Origin of the sequence: Mesorhizobium sp. M1338, from assembly GCF_040318045.1 — a bacterium.
Lineage (GTDB): Bacteria > Pseudomonadota > Alphaproteobacteria > Rhizobiales > Rhizobiaceae > Mesorhizobium.
Map to the genome: position 1 here is coordinate 106,955 of NZ_JAMYLL010000009.1, position 20,705 is coordinate 127,659.

Annotated in this window: 15 protein-coding genes and 2 pseudogenes; 7 read left to right on the forward strand and 10 right to left on the reverse strand. The window is 63.6% G+C overall.

What is annotated here, in order from left to right; genetic code table 11:
• Positions 1–44: 44 nt before the first annotated feature.
• From NKH19_RS11940 to NKH19_RS11975, 8 genes and pseudogenes are all read right to left on the reverse strand, one after another.
• Positions 45–290, reverse strand: a complete 246-nt coding sequence (locus tag NKH19_RS11940; RefSeq protein WP_352872815.1) for a MoaD/ThiS family protein — start codon at positions 288–290, stop codon at positions 45–47.
• Positions 290–2,551: a xanthine dehydrogenase family protein molybdopterin-binding subunit gene (locus NKH19_RS11945; protein ID WP_352872813.1), complete on the reverse strand. Its 2,262-nt coding sequence runs from the start codon at positions 2,549–2,551 to the stop codon at positions 290–292. Before NKH19_RS11945 ends, NKH19_RS11940 begins: the two co-directional genes overlap by 1 nt.
• 2 nt (positions 2,552–2,553) lie before the next feature.
• A complete protein-coding gene (locus tag NKH19_RS11950) occupies positions 2,554–3,030 on the reverse strand; it encodes a (2Fe-2S)-binding protein (protein WP_352872827.1) in 477 nt (158 codons plus the stop codon).
• Complete coding sequence (locus NKH19_RS11955; RefSeq protein WP_352872811.1) at positions 3,030–3,890, reverse strand: FAD binding domain-containing protein; 861 nt, start codon at positions 3,888–3,890, stop codon at positions 3,030–3,032. Before NKH19_RS11955 ends, NKH19_RS11950 begins: the two co-directional genes overlap by 1 nt.
• 206 nt (positions 3,891–4,096) lie before the next feature.
• A pseudogene (locus tag NKH19_RS11960) lies at positions 4,097–4,195 on the reverse strand (glutathione S-transferase family protein); the annotation flags it as partial.
• A 65-nt stretch (positions 4,196–4,260) separates the two neighbouring features.
• Positions 4,261–4,941, reverse strand: a complete 681-nt coding sequence (locus NKH19_RS11965) for a hypothetical protein (RefSeq protein WP_352982149.1) — start codon at positions 4,939–4,941, stop codon at positions 4,261–4,263.
• Between the two features lie 271 nt (positions 4,942–5,212).
• On the reverse strand, positions 5,213–7,846 hold the full coding sequence (locus tag NKH19_RS11970) for a bifunctional diguanylate cyclase/phosphodiesterase (RefSeq protein WP_352872809.1): 2,634 nt from the start codon (positions 7,844–7,846) through the stop codon (positions 5,213–5,215).
• Between the two features lie 152 nt (positions 7,847–7,998).
• Positions 7,999–8,694: a response regulator gene (locus NKH19_RS11975; RefSeq protein ID WP_352872808.1), complete on the reverse strand. Its 696-nt coding sequence runs from the start codon at positions 8,692–8,694 to the stop codon at positions 7,999–8,001.
• 803 nt (positions 8,695–9,497) lie between these two features.
• On the opposite strand from NKH19_RS11975, the gene NKH19_RS11980 reads away from it, so the two are divergent.
• From NKH19_RS11980 to NKH19_RS11990, 3 genes are all read left to right on the forward strand, one after another.
• Complete coding sequence (locus NKH19_RS11980) at positions 9,498–12,392, forward strand: beta strand repeat-containing protein (protein WP_352872807.1); 2,895 nt, start codon at positions 9,498–9,500, stop codon at positions 12,390–12,392.
• 214 nt (positions 12,393–12,606) lie between these two features.
• Complete coding sequence (locus NKH19_RS11985) at positions 12,607–14,418, forward strand: type I secretion system permease/ATPase (protein ID WP_352872826.1); 1,812 nt, start codon at positions 12,607–12,609, stop codon at positions 14,416–14,418.
• A gap of 45 nt (positions 14,419–14,463) precedes the next feature.
• Complete coding sequence (locus NKH19_RS11990) at positions 14,464–15,723, forward strand: HlyD family type I secretion periplasmic adaptor subunit (protein WP_352872806.1); 1,260 nt, start codon at positions 14,464–14,466, stop codon at positions 15,721–15,723.
• Positions 15,724–15,760: 37 nt separating this feature from the next.
• On the opposite strand, the gene NKH19_RS11995 is transcribed toward NKH19_RS11990, so the two are convergent.
• A complete protein-coding gene (locus NKH19_RS11995; protein WP_352872805.1) occupies positions 15,761–16,654 on the reverse strand; it encodes a LysR family transcriptional regulator in 894 nt (297 codons plus the stop codon).
• Between the two features lie 99 nt (positions 16,655–16,753).
• Between NKH19_RS11995 and NKH19_RS12000 the strand changes: the two genes are divergently transcribed.
• Both NKH19_RS12000 and NKH19_RS12005 read left to right on the forward strand, forming a co-directional pair.
• Complete coding sequence (locus tag NKH19_RS12000; RefSeq protein WP_352872804.1) at positions 16,754–17,494, forward strand: SDR family oxidoreductase; 741 nt, start codon at positions 16,754–16,756, stop codon at positions 17,492–17,494.
• Between the two features lie 94 nt (positions 17,495–17,588).
• Complete coding sequence (locus NKH19_RS12005; protein ID WP_352872803.1) at positions 17,589–17,801, forward strand: tautomerase family protein; 213 nt, start codon at positions 17,589–17,591, stop codon at positions 17,799–17,801.
• A 52-nt stretch (positions 17,802–17,853) separates the two neighbouring features.
• On the opposite strand, the pseudogene NKH19_RS12010 reads toward NKH19_RS12005, so the two are convergent.
• Positions 17,854–18,279: pseudogene (locus NKH19_RS12010) on the reverse strand (LysR substrate-binding domain-containing protein); the annotation flags it as partial.
• Between the two features lie 381 nt (positions 18,280–18,660).
• Between NKH19_RS12010 and NKH19_RS12015 the strand changes: the two are divergent.
• Both NKH19_RS12015 and NKH19_RS12020 read left to right on the forward strand, forming a co-directional pair.
• Positions 18,661–19,800 (forward strand): KamA family radical SAM protein, encoded by a 1,140-nt coding sequence (locus tag NKH19_RS12015; protein WP_352872802.1) that lies wholly within the window; start codon positions 18,661–18,663, stop codon positions 19,798–19,800.
• Between the two features lie 292 nt (positions 19,801–20,092).
• Positions 20,093–20,695, forward strand: a complete 603-nt coding sequence (locus NKH19_RS12020) for a BA14K family protein (protein WP_352872801.1) — start codon at positions 20,093–20,095, stop codon at positions 20,693–20,695.
• The last annotated feature ends 10 nt before the right edge of the window (positions 20,696–20,705 follow it).

Here is a 20,705-nt window from a genome sequence, read left to right on the forward strand (position 1 = left end):
CGGGCTAGGCCCTGGTCGTCGATGACCGCGAGGCGGTTGTCCGATTATCCCCCTGCCAGCCTCGGCAGCAGGAAGATTTCGGCGCCTTTTGGCAATTCCTTCGACCAGGTGTCGCGATAGATCGTTCCGTCGATGGCGACGGCGATGCCTTTGTCGATCAAGGGCTCGAGGCCGGGATACTGTTCAGCCAGCTTCCTGAACAGCTCCCTTATGTCCTTGGCCTCGATCTCGACCTTGTTCTTGCCTCCGGCGACAGCACCTAGCGATCCCCAGAGCGTCACTTCGACCATCAGCCCGCCCGTTCCTCCAGCGCTGCCAGAATGCGCGGCGGCGACATCGGGATATGCGTCATCCGCACCCCGACCGCATTCGACACCGCATTGGCGATCGCGGCTAGCGGCGGCACGATCGATGTCTCGCCGACGCCGCGTACGCCGTAAGGATGGTTGGGGTTGGGGATTTCGAGGATTTGCGTGTCGATCATCGGCAGGTCCGAGCAGACCGGGATGCGATAGTCGAGGAAGCCGGGATTCTGGAGCCGCCCGTCCTTGCCGTAGATATACTCCTCGTTGAGAGCCCAGCCGATGCCTTGCGCGGCACCGCCCTGGTACTGTCCCTCGACATAGGTCGGGTGCACCGCCTTGCCGGCATCTTGCACGACCGTGTAGCGCAGAACCCTGGTGGCGCCGGTCTCGGGATCGACCTCGATATCGCAGATATGCGTGGCGAAGGAGACGCCCGCGCCGTCGGCGACGAGTTCGCTGTGGCCGGCGATCGGTCCGCCGGTCTTCCCCGACTCGACCGCGATCTCCTTCAGCGAAAGCCGCCCAAGATTGCCGTGCTTCTCGCCCTTGGCAATCGCGTGGCCTTTTTCCCAGACCACGTCGTCGACGGAAATGTCCCACATCTGCGCGGCGCGTTCCCGCAGGATCTTGATCGCGTTGCGGGCGGCCGAGATCGTCGCCATGGAGGACGAGAAGGTGCCCCGGCTTCCGTCCGTCATGTCATTGTAGCCGAGGCTGGAGGTGTCGGCGACAATCGCCTTGACCTGCTCGTAGGCGATGCCGAGTTCCTCCGCCGCCACCAGGGACAGCGATGCGCGGGAACCACCCACATCGACCGTTCCGACGGCGAGCGAGACGGAGCCGTCCATGCCGATGTTGAGGTCCGTGCAGGTCTGGCCGCCGAAGTTGAACCAGAAGCCGCAAGCCATGCCACGGCCCTGGTTCTTGCCCAGCGGCGCCTTCATGTGCGGATGGCTCTTCACCGCCTCGAGCGTCGGGCCGATGCCGATCGGGCCGTAGACCGGGCCATAGGAGGATCTCGTGCCTTCCTGTGCGGCGTTCCTGATCCGGAACTCGACTGGGTCCATGCCGACCTCCTTGGCCAGCTCGTCGATCGCGCTTTCCACCGCGAACGCCGCCATCGGCGCGGACGGCGCGCGATAGGCAGCGGTCTTCGGCCGATTGACCAGCACTTCGTAGCCGACCGTCTTGACGTTCTCGAGCTTGTAGCAGGCGAACGCGGTCATGGCACCGATCTCGGCCCACATGCCGGAATAGGGGCCGCAGGAATAGCGCAGTGTCGCCTCGGCGGCGGTGATCGTGCCGTCCTTGCGGGCGCCGATTCTGACGTCGATCGAGGTGGCGCTGGTCGGACCCGAGGCGCGGAACACCTCGTCGCGGGTCATCACCAGCTTGACCGGGCGGCCGGCCTTTCGCGACAGCGCCAGCGCCACCGGCTCGGCCCAGACATGGGTCTTGCCGCCGAAGCCGCCGCCGATCTCCGAAGAGGTGACGCGCAGCTTGGAAGCTTCCATGCCAAGCAGCTGGGCGCAATGCTGGCGGTAGACGAAATGGCCCTGCGTGCAGACCCAAAGGTCGGCGGTGCCGTCGGAACTGACGCTCGCCACGCAGGCATGCGGCTCGATATAGCCCTGATGCGTTTGCCCGGTCTTGAACGAGCGCTCGACGATAAAGTCGGCATCGCCGAACCCCTGATGGACATCGCCATGGCCAAACTGGCTGCGCTTGGTGACGTTGGACGGCTTTACCGGCTTCTCCTCGAGGCCCTCGGTGAAGATGGCGTCGTTGATGAGGGGTGCGGAGTGCTGCATCGCCTCGTCGACATCGGTGACATGCGGCAGAATCTCGTAGTCGACCTCGATCAGCTTCAGCGCCTGCTTCGCCGTGCGGGCGTCCACGGCCGCGACCGCGGCCACCGCATGGCCGTCATAGAGCACCTTCTTGCGCGCCATGCAGTTGTCGAGGATGTCGTACATGGCGGCATCGCCATCGGTCAGGTCGGGCAGGTCGGCCGCGGTGATCACCGCCTTCACGCCGGGGAGTTTTTCCGCTCTCGACGTGTCGATCTTCTTGATCGTTGCGTGGGCATGCGGGCTCCTGAGGACGCGCCCGACCAGCTGGCCGGCCATGTTGAAGTCGGCGCCGTAGCGGGCGCGGCCCGTCACCTTGTCGACGCCGTCGGGACGGATCGGACGTGTGCCGACCGACGCGAAGTTGCGAGCCGAATAACGCGGATCGAAATTCATGGTCACGCTCCCTTCATCACGCTGGCGGCGTCCTGGACGGCGCGCACGATCTTGTCGTAGCCGGTGCAGCGGCAGAGGTTGCCGGCGAGGCCGAAGCGGATTTCCTCCTCGGACGGGTCGGGGTTCTTGGCCAGAAGGTCCTTCGCCGCAATCAGGAAGCCCGGCGTGCAGATCCCGCATTGCAGCGCCGCGTGCTCGAGGAACTTCTGCTGCAGCGGATGCAGTTTGTCGCCATGCGCCATCCCCTCGATGGTCTCGACCCGCCGTCCTTCAGCCTCCGCGCCGAGCACCAGGCATGAACACACCAGCCGATCGTCGAGGATGATGCTGCAAGCGCCGCAGTCGCCGGTGCCGCAGCCTTCCTTGGCGCCCGTCAGCCCCAGGCGATCGCGCAGGACGTCGAGCAGAGTCTCGTCCGGTTGGCAAAGGTACTCGACGCTGTCGCCGTTGATTGTCGTTGAAACCGCAACTCCAGCCATCATTTGCCTCCTGCACGTGCGTAGGCGGTCGTGGCGGCCCGCTTGGCCAGCACGCCCGCAACCTTCCGTCTGAATTCGATGGTGCCGCGCTTGTCGTCGATCGGACGGCAGGCCCCCGAGCAAACCTTGGCGAGCCGCTCCAGCGTCGCTTCGTCCAGCTTGGAGCCGATGAGGACCTCCGCGGCCTCTTCGACCAGAAGCACCGTCGCCGCCACGGCGCCCAGCGCAACGCGGGCCGATTTGACGACACCGTGCTCGTCAATCGTCAAATTCACGCCGGCACTGACTACCGCGATATCCATCTCCGTGCGTGGAATGAAACGCAGATAGGCATCGCCCGAACGCGGCGCGCGTTTGTCGAGCAGGATCGCTTCGATGATCTCGCCTTTGGCCAAGGAGGTCTTGCCCGGCCCGGTCGGCACGCTCTGCACGGGAATCGTGCGCCTGCCCGCCGGCCCGACGACCGATGCCCTGGCGCCCGCCGCAACCAGCGCCGGCACGCTGTCGGCAGCCGGCGAGGCGTTGCAGAGATTGCCGGTGATCGTGCAGCGTCCCTGTACCTGCTTCGAGCCGATCAGCTTGGCCGCTTCGACGACGCCGGGCCATGCCTTCTTCAGGGCCGCGCTCTCTCCCAGGACGGCGCAGGGGACCGCGGCACCTATGCTGAAGCCTTCAGCCGTTTCGCGGATCTCGCTTAAGGACTCGATCGCCTTGATGTCGACGATCAGGTCGGGTTCGACAAAACCGCCCTTCATCCTGACCAGGAGGTCGCTGCCTCCCGCGAGGATGGCGGCCGTGCCAGCCGAACCGGCCAATTGGCCAACGGCATCTTCGATTGAAAGCGGACGTATGTAGCGCATCGTCTCCCCTTGATTATCGCAATCTCGGCGACCGTTATAAACAGTCTCCTCATAATGGCTATCCGGTTCCTCATCCGCGGCGATTGGGCCAGAGGGCGCAAATAGACCGAACTGGCGTGCGCGCTGAGTGGCAGGAACCGGCTGGAAGAGGAACTTGGGGAAACTTCAGCCATGGATCAAGTGCGCTCATTCGCCTGGCTCCTTCATCAGCCGGTCGATGCGGAAGTGAAGACCGCCAGTTGAGCCTCGAAGGCACGCTTGAAGGCCGGCCGCGCTTCGCCACGGGCGACATGGGCGGAGCGGTTGGATAGTCGGCCAGCAAATCCGATCGGTTCGAGTCCCATCAGACGCTGAGTGCGTCCTTGAGATTCTAGCGCAGCAGCCCTTCCGCCTCGAACGTGTCCCAGCCTTCCAGCTTTGGCCGTGAAGCATCATCCTTTCCCGAATTTCCGGTGCCGCGGGCCTTGCCCTTCCGCTTTCCTGCTCGCGTCAGGGCGGCCTTACCGGCCCCGCGCCGTCTGTTTTCGGAGGCTTCCCGCGCATCTTCCTCCCTCCAGGCTGTCGCCAGGTCACGATCGAGAATGTCCTCGATGTGTCGTGGATCGAAGACATGGAAGGTTACGGCCTTGGATCGCCCGCGCATCTTCACGGTGCGCGTGCCGACGCTTTTCAGGCGGCCATCCCTAAGCCACTTGTGACGTTCGCGGGAGGAGATTGTGAGAATGTCTTCAGCCTCTCGCGGAAGCACGGGCAGTGCTTCGATCCCCTCCAGCGTCCTGGAGATGGCTGCCCCCGCGGCCTGGAACGCATCCGCGTCGGTTTGCGCCATACGCAATACAATGCGGCCCGTCTCAGCCTTGACAAACGTCCTCACCGCCCAGGGCAGACGGGCTCGAATTTCGCGTTCGATCCCCTTCAATCGTAGGGACGAGCCAAGCGTCGCCGATGGCGGTAGCGGCCACTCGGCAACCAATGACGACGGGCTTGTACTCACGCCTCGCTCGGATGTCCGATCAGGGGCGGTGAAAATCGCCGCTACGATGCCAGTCATCAACTTTCGAAAGGAACCGTTTTCGAAAGGAACCGTGTTGCTTGCCTGCAGAGTCCATGTCTCATCTTCGCTCACCAAGGGCCTCCGTGGAACGACAGTTCGCACAGAAAACAACCGAAATCATGCTCGGATAGTTCCCTTAGCTCGCGGAGGCGAAGGCCGGTGCGTTCAATCGGCAGATTCACCCGCTATTCAGGTTCGATCGCGAAGCGGCTTGGACAGCGTTGTCGAGAGTGCGCCATCGCTGACCCACGCCATCGGGTAGTGGCCATCACCCCGCGGCCAGCCATTTGCGAGACTGGGCGAAGGTCTTGAAGGCCTTGGCCTCCATCGGGCGGCCAAAAAAGTAGCCCTGCAGGATATCGCAGCCGAGCTCTTTCAGGATGCGCGCGTGCTCCATCGTCTCGACGCCTTCGGCAACCACTTCGATGCCGAGCGATTTGCCGATCTCGATGATCGACTCCACCAGGTGCCGCTGCGCCATCGAGCCGGTGATGGGCGTGATCAGCTGGCGGTCGATCTTGAGGCGGCGCGGCTGCAGCTTGAGCAGCGAGACGATCGAGGCATGGCCGGTGCCGAAATCGTCGATCTCGATATCGATGCCGAGATCCTTGATGTGTTCGATGTTCCAGTTGACCAGATCATCATTCTCGTCGAGGAAGATGGATTCCACCAGCTCGAACGATATGGTTCCCGGCTTGATGGCGAGCTTGCGCAGGCCCTCGATCAGGTCCTTGTCCTCCAGGCGCCTGGCCGAGACGTTGACCGACACGCGCGGGATATTGAGGTGGGCGCGCGACCAACGCTCGAAATTGTCCAGCGCGTGCTTGAGGACGATGCGGTCGATCAGCGTCACGACATTGAGCTCTTCGGCCACCTTCAGGTAGGCGTCGGGGGCCAGGATGCCGCGTCGCGGATGTTTCCAGCGCGACAACGCCTCGACGCCGACGATCTCGAGCGACTTGGCGTCGAACTGCGGCTGGTAGTAGGCGATGAATTCGTTCCGCTCCAGTCCGCTCAGGATCTCATCGGCGGTCTGCTTGGTCCGCACGATCTCGCTCTGCAGCTCCTCGTTGAAGAACTCGTAGCGGTTGCGCCCACGGCCTTTGGCCCGGTAAAGCGCGAGATCGGCGTTGACGAGCAACTGCTTCACGTCGACCCCGCTGTTGGCGGCAATGCCGATGCTGACCCCGAAGCGGCACGGATGGCCCCGATAATCGACAGGCTGGCGCATCTCCTCGATGATGCGGTCGGCGAGTGCCGAGAGCTCGTCGTCGTCACGCCCATGGGTCACCACGACGAACTCGTCGCCGCCGATGCGTGCAACGAAATCGGCGGAGCCGGCATTGGCCTTGATGACCTTCGAAGCCTGCACCAGCATGGCATCGCCGGCTGCGTGGCCGAGCGTGTCGTTGATTTGCTTGAAGCGGTCGAGGTCCAGATGCAACATCGCCGTGCGGCGGTCGGGTTCTTCGGTTTCGGCCAGCATCTCGTCGAGATAGCGGCGGTTGGGCAGGCCGGTGAGCGAATCGTGCAGCGCCACATGCTCGATGCGTGCCTTGGCCAGCTTCAGCTCGGCGTTCTTGGATTCCGACAACTGGCGCTCGCGAATGAGGTTCTCGTTGAGCAGCACGTCGCTGGTCACGTCCCATTCGGCGCCGATCAACTTGGGCGTGCCGCCAGTGCCCTGAACGAAGCTTGCGCGCGTGCGCACATGGCGTATGGCGCCATCGGGGCGCAAGAGCCGGTATTGTGAGGAATAGGGGCCTTTTTTCGCCGCGGCCGAATCGAAATCTTGTTTTGCACGCTCGATATCTTCGGGATGGATAGCCTGCGCCCAGTCGCCATAGCTGCGCGGCTTGCCGTCGGCGGACTTGCCGTAGATTTCGTTGACACGATCGTCCCACACCAATTCGTTGGTGGCGAGGTCGTGTTCCCATACGCCGATGCCCGAGGCATCCAGCGCCAGTTCCAGACGACCGGACAGGCGCCTCAGCTCGGCGTCGTTTTTCTGCCTTTCGCCGAACAGCCGCCCGGCAATGAGGATCGGCAGCACCACCAGCGCGCCGGCGAGCAACATCAGCGACCGCAACGTCCACTCGTTCTTCGGAGCCGCTGGCCAGCCACCCTTGGGGATGGCCGAAATTCGCCACGATCCTGAAGGCAGTTGCACATCGGCGGACACGGGGTTGCCGGCGACGACATTGTCGCCGCCGAAGAAACGTTCACCGCCGGCGCCCAGCGCATCCTTGCCGATGAGCGCGACATCGATGTCGAGATCGGGGTTGGTCAGCCCGCTCGCCGCATAGAGCCGGTCGACATCGACCACAGCCGAGACGATGCCCCAGAAGCGGGTGCCGCCGCTCGCGGTCGGCACAAAGACCGGGATGCGGCCGATGAAGCCGCGCCCGCCCTGCGCCAAGTTGACCGGGCCGGCGAGCACCAGCGCGCGCTGGTCGCGCGCCCGTAGCGCCGCCATGCGTTGCGCCTCGTTCTTGCGGTAATCGAGCCCGATCGCCTTCTCGTTGCCTTCCATCGGATACATCAGTGAGATGACGAGGTCGGGCGCGCCGGCGATGTTGTGCAACTGTGATTTCTGCCCGAACAGGTTGCGCGCAAGCGAGGCAAATCTCTGCTGGCCCATATAGGGCTCCGTAACGATGGTCGAGACAAGTCCCTGAACAAGCTGAAGATTGCCGTTTATGTTGCCTTCGAGCTTGGCGCGGATGATGCTGACCTTGGCCAGTACATCGGCACGTGCCAGTTGATCGGAGACCCTTTTGTTCTGCTGGTCGGCAACGAGGGCGCAGACCAGGAGCACGACAAAAGCGATCGCCGCCGGCAAATTGGCGGAAGAAAAAATGGCCCGTCTTACGCGGCCGAGACTGAATTCCGTTGTGGCCAATTCGACCCGAACACCTTCCTGAACAGCAGCCCCCACTCGATCCTAGTAGCAAACGCTTAAATTTGCCCTTCCAGGCTGACGGGAAGTTTCAGCATCAAACTCCGCGGGCATTTCAGCTCGCACGCTGAACCAGTGCTGATGCTGGTGCGCGATTACATGTCGCTGACCGGACTTTCCAAATTGGATTGATCGCGAAAGCCGCCGGCAACACTCAGTCCGATCTGGTCGGCGGCCAGCTGCAAAAGCTGCACACGCGAGGCGACCTCCAATTTGCGATAGATGTTGTTCATATGGATTTTCAGTGTGCCTTTGGAGATGCTGATATCGGACGCTATGCGTTCGTACGGCGTCTCCGTGGCTACCAGTCGGGTGATCTCCATCTCTCGCCTGGTCAGCCGCGACGACAGTTTCTGCCATTTTGTCCGGCGGGACGCCTCGTTGTGCATGGCCTTGCCGACAATCTCGGCCGGCAGCCAGCGGCCACCCGCGGCAACCTCGTGGAGGCATCTGAGCAGCGCCTCGACGGCGGTCTCCTTGAACACGATTCCGGCAACGCCGACCGCGACCGCGTCATAGAGCTGGGCTTGCGAGGCACCGACCGTCAAAATCACGCAAAGCGTTGCAAGGCCCTGCCTGCCGATTTCCGCGGCGATGTCGAGACCGCTCAGTCCCGGCATGCTGATGTCGAGCACGGCGACATCAGGCACGTCGCGCCGGATCATGGCCATGGCGACGGTGCCGTCCTGCGCCGAACCGACGACCCGGAAACCGGGATCGCGGGCAATCAGGTCGGTCAGGCCGTGCAACAGCAGTGGATGGTCGTCGGCGACGAAAACCGTAGTGACCATCTTCATCTCGCCAGCAGCCGGCCTTCGGTGCCACGGCTCCATGCCGAAAAAATGTTATCGATGGGCGGCGACCAGCGTTTGTGCCCGATCATGACGTCTTCTCCCCTCTGCGTGTGTCCACGACGCGCGTTCTTGCCGGAAGCGAAAATTGCAACCCAGCCCGCATCCCCGAAACGTGAGCCATCCTGACAGAAGCAGCGCGGCCACGCAAAACATTAGCAAATGCTTAGTTAATCTGGAAGCGGCCCCTCTAGCAAGACGCATTGAAAAAGACACCGGTCAAGAGCACTGATGCTAGTCTTCATCTTAAAAAAACTACCATCATATTCAGAAAAAGTTTTCAATTTGGCTCGTGAAGCTCAATCTCGGAAAATAATTGGGCCGGAGACACAATGTTATTCTCGCGTGGAAGAAGCACTTTTTCGAAATTAACGCTGCCTTGCTGTCTATAACCGAAGGTATATGGACGGCCGCATTGCAACCTGCGAAATATGGTTTGGGAAATATTAACGTCTGGGCGATCGTTGGGGATCGTGTAGGGGTTGGGGGCTTTGGGTGTGGGCGTTGCAGTCAGTCCGACGGCGGACCGGTTCCGTCATGCGGGAACAACTGTGTCCGGCGAATGGGAGGCAGTCTCTCCGCCGGTCTTTTTCTGTTCAAAGCTTTGTCACGAAACGATTGCTCGCCGGCCTGGCCGCGTTTTGCGGACAGCCGAATGCTTTGCGCTGCAACAGGTTTGGGTAGTCAGCCGCCTTGCGCGGCTAACAAGGGAACGCGCCTGCGGGCGTAGGAGGAGTTAGAAAATGGCCGATACCGTGATCGATCTGACCGATGGAACCACCTCGTGGACATTGACCGACGGCACCATTCTTACGGCCGAGCCGCAAGGTGAGGCCGGTACGGGCAACTACGACACGTTCCTTGTGCTTGGCGCGAAAGGCACGGAAAGTGGCTTCAACACCGACGGCAATCCGCTCCCGCTGGATGACAAGCAGCCGGCGCACACGAACGCACTTCTGCTGACCGACATGCAGGTGGTGACCGACGCAGATGGCCACGACTATTACGTCTTCAAACTCGACGCCAACGAGCCGAACAGCACAACTGGAGGGGTATTGTCCCTCACCTCGTTGCAGATCTATTCGGCCTCGGATCCGAATATCACCAGCCTCCCGACGCTTCAGGGCCAGCAACTGCTTTATAATATGGATGGGAACGTCACCGACGGCGACGTTACCGTTCAGTTGAATGCCGGCAGCAACGCGCCGGCCGGCAGTGGCCAAGGCGATCTGTTCGTTTACATCCCCACCAGCTTCTTCACCAGCGCAACCGGCGGTTATGTCTATCTGTATTCGACCTTCGGCAATACCAGCGACGCCAATGCGGGCGGTGGATTTGAGGAGTGGGGGGTTATCACCTCGGCCGGCGACAATCAGGCGCCAACAATTGCCGTTGAAAAGACGGCCAATCCGACATCGATCAACGAAGGTGTCGCCACCCAGGTCACCTACACCTATGCGGTGACGAACACGAGCCCGGCCGGTGCGGCCGACCCGCTGACGCTGACTTCGCTGGTCGACGACAATGCGACGCCGGGAAGTCCGGGCGACGACATCAACCTGCTCGACGGCTTCGTGGCCAACAGCACACACGGCACCCACTATGTGTCCGGCGATACCGACAATGACTACCTTGTCGACAGCAACGAGACCTGGACGTTCAACGCGACCGTCAACATCGCCGCGCACGATGCTGGAAGCAGCATCGTCAACACGGTGGTGGTGCATGCCCATGACGACGACAGCACCAATGATGTGTCCGCCAGCGACACGGCGACGGTGACAGTGACGGATGTCGCGCCGGCGATTGCTATCGAAAAGACTGTCGACACGACCGAGATCGACGAAGGCGAGGCGAAGACCGTCACCTACACCTACAAGGTGACGAACACGAGCGCCGCCGGTGCGTTCGATCCGCTGACGCTGACCTCGCTGATCGACGACAATGCGACGCCGAATGACACCAGCGACGACATCAACCTGCTGAACACGAGCCATACCGGTGACAGCAACAACGATGGGCTGCTCGACTTCGGCGAGACCTGGGTCTTCACGGCCGCCGTCAACATTGCAGCCCACAATGCCGGCTCCATCACCAACACGGTGGTGGTGAATGCCAATGACGACGAAGGCACCGGCGCGCCGCCCGCCAGCGACGACGCAACCGTGACGGTGAAGGATGTCGCGCCGTCGATTGCCATCGATAAAACCGTCGACACGACCGAGATCGACGAAGGCGAGGTGAAGACCGTCACCTACACCTACAAGGTGACGAACACGAGCGCCGCCGGTGCGTTCGATCCGCTGACGCTGACCTCGCTGATCGACGACAATGCGACGCCGAATGACACCAGCGACGACATCAACCTGCTGAACACGAGCCATACCGGTGACAGCAACAACGATGGGCTGCTCGACTTCGGCGAGACCTGGGTCTTCACGGCCGCCGTCAACATTGCAGCCCACAATGCCGGCTCCATCACCAACACGGTGGTGGTGAATGCCAATGACGACGAAGGCACCGGCGCGCCGCCCGCCAGCGACGACGCAACCGTGACGGTGAAGGATGTCGCGCCGTCGATTGCCATCGAAAAGACCGTCGATGCCAATCATGATGGCATCTTCAATTCTTCCGAAACCGTTCAGTCGGGGGCGCAGAACGCCACCTATCACTACGAGATAACCAACACGAGCCCGGCCGGGGCACTTGATCCGTTGACGCTGACCTCGCTCGTCGATGACAACGGCACGGCAAATACCGGCGACGACATCGACCTGCTCAATGGCTTCGTGGCCAACAGCTCGCACGGCACCCACTATGTATCCGGCGATACCAATGGCGACTACCTAGTCGACATCGGCGAGACCTGGCTCTTCACCGCGACCAGCGCCTTCAACCTGCTTCCAAATGCGGATTCCAGGACCAACACCGTCGAAGTCGCCGCTCATGACGATGACAGTCTGGACGAGGTCACGGCCCAGGATACCGCAACCGTATCGTCGTTCGCCGGCCCCGGGGTGCGCACGCCCGGGTTCTGGAGTAATCTCGGCAAGTCGTTCTGGGACGGGATTGACGGCGTCGGCAAAATTGGTCCGAACTTTGCATTGGCCGAACTGCGCTACGCCGTCGATTCGGATCACAGCGGCACAGTGGATTCAAAAGCCGGCCTTCTGATCGGTGATTACAACAAGGATGGACTGACTACCGGGAATGAAGACACATTCTTCATCTCCTATGCCGACGCCCTCAAGGTGATCGACGCATCCTCCAAGGACTTGCAGGATACGCGCTTTGTGCTTGCCCGCGATGCAGTAGCCACCTGGCTCAACTATCTGGCCGGGAATCCGATCGGTGACGCAACTGATCCCAACAGCCCGCACAAATATCTCGACCAGGCGATCGACTGGCTGCAGGTGACGAATGGTGGGAATTCTTCCGATCACTTCGAGGATTGGGGTGGCGGAAATGCGGTGAAGGCGAGCAGCGCGGCCTGGAACGTCGGACTGGATGCTGAGTCTCTCACCGCCGGATCCGAACTTGCCGGAAACCTCATCCACCAGGAGCTTGATTTCTACAACAACACCGGCATGACGTTCGAAGGGGCGATATTGCACATCTACGCTAATGATGGCGGCTGATCAGGAAGCGCTCGGCATGACACCGCTGGTCAGATTTCTCAGGCTCATCATCGGCGCCAGCGTGTTTACGCTTGTATTGGGCGGAGTCGAGCTGACAGCGCTGGAAAGCAGCACACGCTGGGCGGTTCTTGGGGGAACGCTCGGCGTGCTGCTTTTGCTCTATGTATGGAGCTCTCCTCGCCGCGGGACCGTTGACAATCCGCGCCCCGTTCGCATGGCCGACGGCAAGCCACAACCGGGAAGGGCAAAGCGGCCGGGGGCGCGGCCCGAACGCTCCGAGCTCGCGGCTGCATTGGCCGCGTGCCGTTCAGCCCTGGCTTCGGTCGCGCTTTTCAGCGGCGTGCTCAACGTGCTGATGCTCGCCGGCTCGCTCTACATGCTCGAAGTCTACGATCGCGTGCTGCCGAGCCGCAGCATGCCGACGCTCATCGGCCTCAGCGTGCTCGTCGCCATCCTTTATGCCGGGCAGGGCGTGCTCGATTTCATCCGAGGCCGCATCCTGGTGCGCATCGGCGGCGCCCTCGACGAGGCGCTCGGCGCCCGCATCTATTCCAGCGTCCTCAAGCTGCCGCTCAAGGTCGGGCGCAACGGCGACAGCATGCAGCCGGTCCGCGACCTCGACAGTGTGCGCAATTTCCTGTCGGGCACCGGTCCGACCGCGCTGTTCGATCTGCCATGGCTGCCGCTCTATCTGGCGATCATCTTCATGTTCCACGCGCTTCTCGGGCTGACAGCCCTGGTCGGGGCGATCGTGCTGGTCCTTTTGACGATCTATGCCGAGCGGCTGACCCGCAAGCCGGTCACCTCGGGCACCCAGGCCGGAATCGTGCGCAACGGCCTGACCACGGCCGGCAACCGCAACGCGGAAATCATCGCTGCACTCGGCATGGGCGGTCGGATGGCGAAGCGATGGGAGGAGGCCAATCGCGACTATCTCGCCGAGCAGCGTAGCGTCAGCGATATCGCCGGCGGCTTCGGCGCCGTGTCCAAGGTGCTGCGCATGCTGCTGCAATCGGCGATGCTCGGCGTCGGCGCCTGGCTGGTGATCGAGCAGCAGGCGACGGCCGGTATCATCATCACCGCGTCGATCCTCAGCGGTCGCGCGCTGGCGCCCGTCGATATGGTCATCGCCAACTGGAAAGGTTTCCTGACGGCGCGACAAGGCTGGCAGCGGCTGACCAGGATTCTCGCCGCCGTGCCGGCCGACGCCGAGCCGATGGCGATGCCGAAGCCGCACCGCCACGTCTTCATGCAGAGCGTCAGCGTCGCGGCGCCGGGCACGCAGCGGCTGCTGGTACAGGACGCCAGTTTTGCGCTGGAAGCGGGACACGCCGTCGGCATCATCGGCCAGAGCGGCTCGGGCAAGTCGACCCTGGTCAGGGCGCTTGTCGGTGCCTGGCCGCCCGCCGCCGGCAGAATCCGGCTCGATGGCGCCGACCTCGACCAGTGGTCGCCGGAGGATCGTGGCCGCTTTGTCGGCTATCTGCCGCAGGACGTCGAGCTGTTTGCCGGCTCGATCGCGGAGAACATCGCGCGTTTCGAGCCCGACGCCGATCCCGCCTTGATCATAGCCGCCGCCAAAGTGGCCGGCGCGCATGATCTCATCGTCGGTTTCCGAGACGGTTACGAGACGCAGCTCGGCGAACTCGGCGAGGCGGTTTCGGCGGGCCAACGCCAGCGCATCGCGCTGGCCCGCGCGCTCTATCGCGATCCTTTCCTGGTGGTGCTCGATGAACCCAATTCCAACCTCGACGCCGAAGGCGAGCAGGCGCTGTTCCAGGCGATTGTCTCTGTGCGGCAGCGCGGCGGCATCGTCGCGCTCGTGGCGCACCGGCCTAGCGCGCTCGTCACGGTCGACTTCGTCCTTGCCATGAACCAGGGCCGCGTCCAGGCGTTCGGCCTCAAGGAAGACGTCCTCAACAAGCTGTTTCCGCGGCCACAACCGACGGTGGCCGCCGTGCCGCACCTCAGGCTCGCCACCGAAGAGCCGGCGACGCGGCCTGGCGTGGCCGCGGCTGGTGAATGAGGCTCCACGATGCTTAGCCCCTCCCACCAATCCATTCGACGCTACATGCGTTTCGGCCTCATTGCTGTCGCGCTGCTGGTCGGCGGCGTCGGCGGCTGGGCCTCGCTGACCCGGATTTCGGGAGCGGTCATCGCGTCGGGGGTCCTCGTCGTCGATTCCCACGTCAAGGATGTGCAGCATTCGACCGGCGGCATCGTCGGCGAGATCGCGGCGCGTGACGGTGATCGCGTCAAGCGCGGTGCGCTGCTTGTGCGCCTCGACCCGACCATGCCGGCGGCCAATCTCGCCGTCGTCACCAAGGCCCTCGACCAGCTGTCGGCGCGTGAGGCGCGTCTGGAAGCCGAACGCCAGGGCGCCGACGCCATCGCCTTTCCGCAGGACCTTCTCGACCGACGCGGCGATCCGGCGATCGCCGAGATCATTGCCGGCGAGGAACAGGTTTTCGGGACGCGGCGGGCGGCTCGTTCCGGTCAGAAGAGCCAGTTGCAGGAGCGCATCCTCCAGCTGCAGAAGGAGATCGGCGGCGACACCGCCCAGGCTGATGCCAAGACGCAGGAAATCGCGCTTGTCGAGGAGGAACTGGCCAGCATTCGCGCGCTATGGAAAAAGCGGCTGATCTCCATCGACCGCCTGACCGCCATGGAGCGCGAGTCGGCGCGGCTCGACGGCGAGCGCGGCCAGTTGACGGCCGCCCTGGCGCAGGCCCAAGGCAGGATCGCCGAGATCAATTTGCAGATCATCCAGATCGACCTCGAGCTCAGCACCGACGTCAACAAGGATTTGCGCGAGATCGACGGCAAGGTCGGCGAACTGACGGAGCGCAAGATCGCCGCCGAGGACCAGCTCAGGCGTATCGACATTCGCGCGCCGCAGGACGGCGTCGTGCAGCAGTCCATCGCCCATACGATCGGCGGCGTCATCACGCCTGGCCAGACGATCATGCAGATCGTGCCCGACAGCGACAGCCTGACTGTCGAGGCCAAGATAGCGCCGAGCGATATCGACCAGCTCTGGATCGGCCAGCCGGCGGCGCTGCGCTTCTCGGCCTTCAACCAGCGCACCACGCCGCAAATCAACGGCACGGTCGAACGGACCTCGCCGGATACGACAACGGACCAGCGCACCGGCATCAGCTACTACACCGTCCGCATCGCGACCACGAGCTCCGAGGTGGCGCGCCTCGGCGAGGTCAAGCTGGTTCCAGGCATGCCGGTCGAATCCTTCATCAAGACCGCCGACCGGACCGTGATCTCCTACCTCGTCAAGCCGCTGCAGGACCAGATCAGCCGCGCCTTCAGGGAATGAGAAGACGCTCGGCAACGCCAACCCTTTGATCTTTACCCTAAAGATCCGCCTCGGCGAAGATCCGCGACGCCCAATCGAGGAAGACGCGCAGGCGTGGCGAGAGCTGTCTGTTTTGCGGGTAAAGCGCCGACAGCGGCGTGGGTGAGGGCGGGTAGTCGGCCAGCACCTCGACCAGCCTCCCATCGGCAAGGTCCTTCTCGAAGCGATAGCGCGGCGCCTGGATGAGGCCGAGCCCAAGCCGGGCCAGATCGGCGGCGGTGTCGGAATTGTTGGCCGTCACGCGGCCCGGCAGCCGGACCTCGCGGGTCTTGCCGCCGACGGTGAACTCGAACGGAAGGGTCTCGCCGGTGCGCGACGAGACGAAGCCCACCGCCTGGTGACCGTCGAGCGTATCGGGGGAGGCGGGCGTGCCGTGGCGCTCGAGATAGGCGGGGCTGGCGCAGGTGATCTCGCGGATGACAGCCAGGCGGCGCATGATCATGCCGCTGTCGGGCGGCTCGCCGACGCGTATCACGCAGTCCACCCCCTCGCGCACGAGATCGACCAGCCGGTCGCTCTGGCCGATCTGCAGGTCGATCCTGACATACCGGGCAAGGAATTCCGGCAGGCGCGGCAACAGGAACGTGCGGGTGAGCAACGTGCTGGCGTCGATGCGCAGCAGGCCAAAGGGCTCGGCGTTGCGGAAGGCGGCCTCGGCATCCTCGATCTCGGCCAGGATCGACAGGCAGCGCCGATAGTAGGCCTCGCCGTCCTGCGTCGCGTTCACCTGCCTGGTCGTGCGTTCCAGGAGGCGGGCGCCGAGATGCTCTTCCAGCCGCCGGATCGCTTCCGTCGCGGTTGAACGCGACAGGCCGAGATCGGCCGCGGCAGCGGTGAAGCTGCGCCGCTCCAGAACGCGGACGAAGAGCCGCATCGTGTCCAGCCGATCCATGGCCTTTGTTCGCAGTTTCCGAATAGTGATGTCAACAGGCGGCTGATTATCCGGAAAGTGGCTTGGCCTATATCCGTGTGATCAAGCGGAGACACTTCCATGACAAATGATCAAACCAGAACGGCGATCGTGACCGGCGCCTCCAAGGGCATCGGTGCCGCGATCGCGCAGCGGCTCGCCCGCGACGGCGTTGCCGTCGTCGTCAACTATGCACGGGGACGCGCGGAGGCCGAGGAGCTTGTGCGCGCCATCGAAGCCGGCGGCGGCAAGGCGATCGCCGTACAGGCCGATATCGCCGATCCGGCCGGCATAGCGGCGCTGTTCGACGCTGGCGAGAAGGCGTTCGGCGGCATCGACATCCTCGTCAACAATGCCGGCGTCATGAAGACGTCGCCGATCGCGCAGACCGATGACGCCTCGTTCGACACGCAGGTCGCGATCAATCTCGGCGGCGTGTTCCGTGGCATGCGGGAAGGCGCGCGCCGGCTTCGCGACGGCGGCCGCATCGTCAATTTTTCCAGCAGCGTCGTCGGTCTCTACCAGCCGGGCTACGGCGTCTACGCCGCCACCAAGGCAGGCGTCGAGGCAATGACCCACATCCTGGCCAAGGAGCTTGGCGCGCGCCGTGTCACCGTCAACGCGGTGGCGCCCGGACCGATCGAGACGGCACTGTTCACGGACGGCAAGAGCGAGGCGCAGATCGAGGCCATCGGCAAGATGATCCCGCTCGGCCGGCTCGGCCAGCCCGACGATATTGCCGGGTTGGTTTCATTCCTGGCCGGGCCGGACAGCGGCTGGGTCAACGGACAAATCATCCGCGCCAATGGCGGCGTGATCTGAGGAAAGACAATCTTGATCACCGGCGCTTCAGCGGCTTCGGCGAATTGCTCCATCCCAAAGCCTGAAACCCACCTCACACAGCAAGGAAACCACCATGCCATTCGCCAACATCAAGATACCGCAGGCCGCGCTTTCCAAGGCGCAGAAGGAAGACCTCATCCATCGCACGACCGCCATGTTCGTCGACTTTTTCGGCGAGGGCGTACGTCCTTACACGATGGTGCTGGTGGAGGAAGTCGCGGACGGCGGCTATGGCCGGGCCGACGAAGTGTTTGTCGTGCCGGAAGTTTTTCGCGCAAAGGAATAGCTGCGGATCAGACCTTGGAGAGGGGTCATTTCACAAACGACCCCTAGCTGCCTCAGCCGTCTTTCGTCGCCCCAATCCAATCGGTCCCCACTTCGGCGAACAGCCAGTCGCGGAACGCCCTGATCTTCTTCTGGCGCAGCGAGCCGTCGCGGTAGACGACGTAGTAGCGCGAGGCGGATTTCAGCGCGAGGTCGAAGGGACGCACCAGCCGCCCCGCCGCCAGATCGGCCGAGACCAGCGCGCTTCGGCCGAGCAGCACGCCTTCGCCATGCACCGCGGCCTCGACGGCGAAGGTGGCGGAATCGAAGCGCACGCCGCGCTTGGGGTCGACGTCGCCGACGCCGGCATGTTGCAGCCATGTCGCCCAGTCGATGCGAAAGGCGTCATGGATCAGTTTGTGATGCCTGAGATCCCCGGGCAGGCGCAACGGATGTTCGCCTTGCAGCAGCTCCGGGCTGCAGACAGGGAAGACCTCTTCAGGCGGCGCGGAAATCGATGTCGCCGGCCGGCAAGGGGTCGCCAAGAGCAAGGATGGTCGCAACCTCAGGGGTCCTCGACCTCGTCGAGCGCCGCATCTCCCCATGCGGCGCTGTCGTGTGGGAGCTTGCCCGAAATTGTGGCGGAGGTCGACAATTTGGCGATTAGTCCTGTCCTGCGTTGTCGAAGGACGGCGTGGCTCTAGGTGAAATCATTCTCATTTCCCCACGTCGGCGCTGCCTCTCACCTGCCTGCCGGCATCCTCTCCCCGTAAACGGGGCGAGGGACGCTCGCGCCTCGGCTTTCGCCAATCGTCAATGGTTGACCTCACCAGCCATCCGCCCGATAGGTCCGCTCCAAGCATACCACCCGAGAAACCCCGATGCCTTCAGACACCAACCTCCACGACGCGCCCGCCCCGGACACCACCTGGCAGGCCGAAATCCGCGCCGGCGTCCGCCATGTGCGCGATCTCGCCTCCCTGCCGCTGTCGCCCTCCGAGCGCGCGGCGGCCCAAGCCGCGGCGGCGAACCACAAGGTGCGCGTTCCCAAAGCCTATCTCGACCTGATCGACTGGAACGACCCGGCCGATCCGATCCGGGCGCAGGTCATCCCGTCGCCGGACGAACTTGTCGAACAGGAGGGTGAACTCGACGATCCGATCGCCGACCATGAATTCAGCCCGGTGCCGCGGCTGACGCATCGCCATGCCGACCGGGTGCTGTTGTTCCCAACCTATCAATGCGCGGTCTATTGCCGGTTCTGCTTTCGCAAGGAATCGCTGACCTCGATCGGCCGCGGCTATACGCGCGAGGCGCTGGAGCCGGCGTTGGCCTATATCGCCGATCACTCCGAAATCCGCGAGGTGATCCTGACCGGCGGCGATCCGCTGTCGCTGCCCGATAAGGCGCTGGCCGAAATCTTCGCGCGCATCGAGGCGATCCCGCATGTGCGGCTGCTGCGCCTCCACACGCGCGTGCCGGTGGCGCTGCCCTCGCGCATCACGCCGGGGCTGGTCGCGGCTTTGCAGGGCCGGCTCATGGTCACAATCGTCACCCATTTCAACCATCCTCGGGAGATCACGCCCGCGACCGAGACAGCTTGCCGGACGATGCGCCAGGCGGGCTTCGTGCTACTCAACCAGAGCGTTCTGCTCAAGGGCGTCAACGATACGGTCGAGGTGCTGGAGGAGCTCTGCCGCGAGCTGATGTATCGCCTCGGCGTCAAGCCCTACTATCTGCACCACGGCGACCTTGCGCGTGGCATGGCGCACCGGCGCACGACGATCGCGCAGGGCCAGGCGCTGGCCAGCGCGCTGCGGGCGCGGCTGTCGGGCATCTGCAACCCAGTCTATGTGCTCGACCTGCCGGAAGGTGGCGGCAAGGTGCCGATCGGGCCTTGCTATGTCGAGGGACGGGACGGGGAGGGCTGGCGGCTGCGCGGGCTGGATGGGGCGGTGAGGGAGTATACGGAGATCGTTGGCGCGCAGGAGGCTTCGAAGTTTCCGACTGCCGGCTCGTGACGCCAGGAAGCTTTCCACCGGATAATCCTACTGCGTCATAGCGACCGTTCATAATGGCCAGCGTCTGCGCTGCCCCTCACCTGCCTGCCGGCATCCTCTCCCCGTGTATAGTGACGGAGAGAGGGTACTGCTATCGGCGATTTTGCCAATCTCCAGCGTTGCGGGAAGAACGCCGGCGTTGCGGTCAGCCGCTGCGTGATCATGTCCGTGGGGCGCGGGCGTCGCCCTAGCGTTTTTCTGGAACCAGCCTTGAGGTCCCGCATTCTATAAGCAGCAGCTTAAGGAGTGTGTCGTGAGGGCGGTGTTGGGACTGGTCTGCGGCTTCGTGCTGACCCTTGCGATCTTCGCTAGCGGACTGGGATTCGCCGTCTGGCTGCTTGCCGCGAAGCCGCCGCGCCAGGCATCTGCCACCGTCAGCGTGGCGGAGCTGTGGACCAAAAAAGCGCGGCCGGTGAACAAGGCGGCGCAGAGCCTCGAGCGCTTGCCGGCCGAGCAGTCCGCGTCCCCCGATATCGCCGCCAAGCCCCGGGAAACGGCATCTGACCCCACCGTCACCGGCGCCATCGCGCCCGGCGCGGCGGAACTGCCGCCTCCGCATCTCGCCTGGTGCGCCAGCCGCTATCGTTCCTACCGGCCGGACGACAACAGCTACCTGTCCTATAGCGGGCAGCAGCGCCCCTGCATCTCGCCTTATCTCGACGTCGCCGACCGCGCCGCCCAGCCCGCCTCCGGCTATGGCGCCGGCGCCGGGTTGGGCGTCTACGCAGCCGACGACGGCGGCGCCGAGCTTTCCGCCGACCATGTCGACTATTGCTTCAGCCGCTACCGTTCCTACCGCCCGGAAGACAACAGCTACCAACCATACTCCGGCGGACCGAGACGGCAATGCCAATAGCGTGGCGAGC

Bases quoted from the DNA above. Each gene is read 5' to 3' on its own strand.
- NKH19_RS11965 (WP_352982149.1), bottom strand. From the start codon at position 4,941: ATGACTGGCATCGTAGCGGCGATTTTCACCGCCCCTGATCGGACATCC.
- NKH19_RS11985 (WP_352872826.1), top strand. From the start codon at position 12,607: ATGGCCGACGGCAAGCCACAACCGGGAAGGGCAAAGCGGCCGGGGGCG.
- NKH19_RS11980 (WP_352872807.1), top strand. From the start codon at position 9,498: ATGGCCGATACCGTGATCGATCTGACCGATGGAACCACCTCGTGGACA.
- NKH19_RS11940 (WP_352872815.1), bottom strand. From the start codon at position 290: ATGGTCGAAGTGACGCTCTGGGGATCGCTAGGTGCTGTCGCCGGAGGC.
- NKH19_RS11975 (WP_352872808.1), bottom strand. From the start codon at position 8,694: ATGGTCACTACGGTTTTCGTCGCCGACGACCATCCACTGCTGTTGCAC.
- NKH19_RS12000 (WP_352872804.1), top strand. From the start codon at position 16,754: ATGACAAATGATCAAACCAGAACGGCGATCGTGACCGGCGCCTCCAAG.
- NKH19_RS11945 (WP_352872813.1), bottom strand. From the start codon at position 2,551: ATGAATTTCGATCCGCGTTATTCGGCTCGCAACTTCGCGTCGGTCGGC.
- NKH19_RS12015 (WP_352872802.1), top strand. From the start codon at position 18,661: ATGCCTTCAGACACCAACCTCCACGACGCGCCCGCCCCGGACACCACC.
- NKH19_RS11950 (WP_352872827.1), bottom strand. From the start codon at position 3,030: ATGGCTGGAGTTGCGGTTTCAACGACAATCAACGGCGACAGCGTCGAG.
- NKH19_RS12005 (WP_352872803.1), top strand. From the start codon at position 17,589: ATGCCATTCGCCAACATCAAGATACCGCAGGCCGCGCTTTCCAAGGCG.
- NKH19_RS11995 (WP_352872805.1), bottom strand. From the start codon at position 16,654: ATGGATCGGCTGGACACGATGCGGCTCTTCGTCCGCGTTCTGGAGCGG.
- NKH19_RS11955 (WP_352872811.1), bottom strand. From the start codon at position 3,890: ATGCGCTACATACGTCCGCTTTCAATCGAAGATGCCGTTGGCCAATTG.
- NKH19_RS11990 (WP_352872806.1), top strand. From the start codon at position 14,464: ATGCGTTTCGGCCTCATTGCTGTCGCGCTGCTGGTCGGCGGCGTCGGC.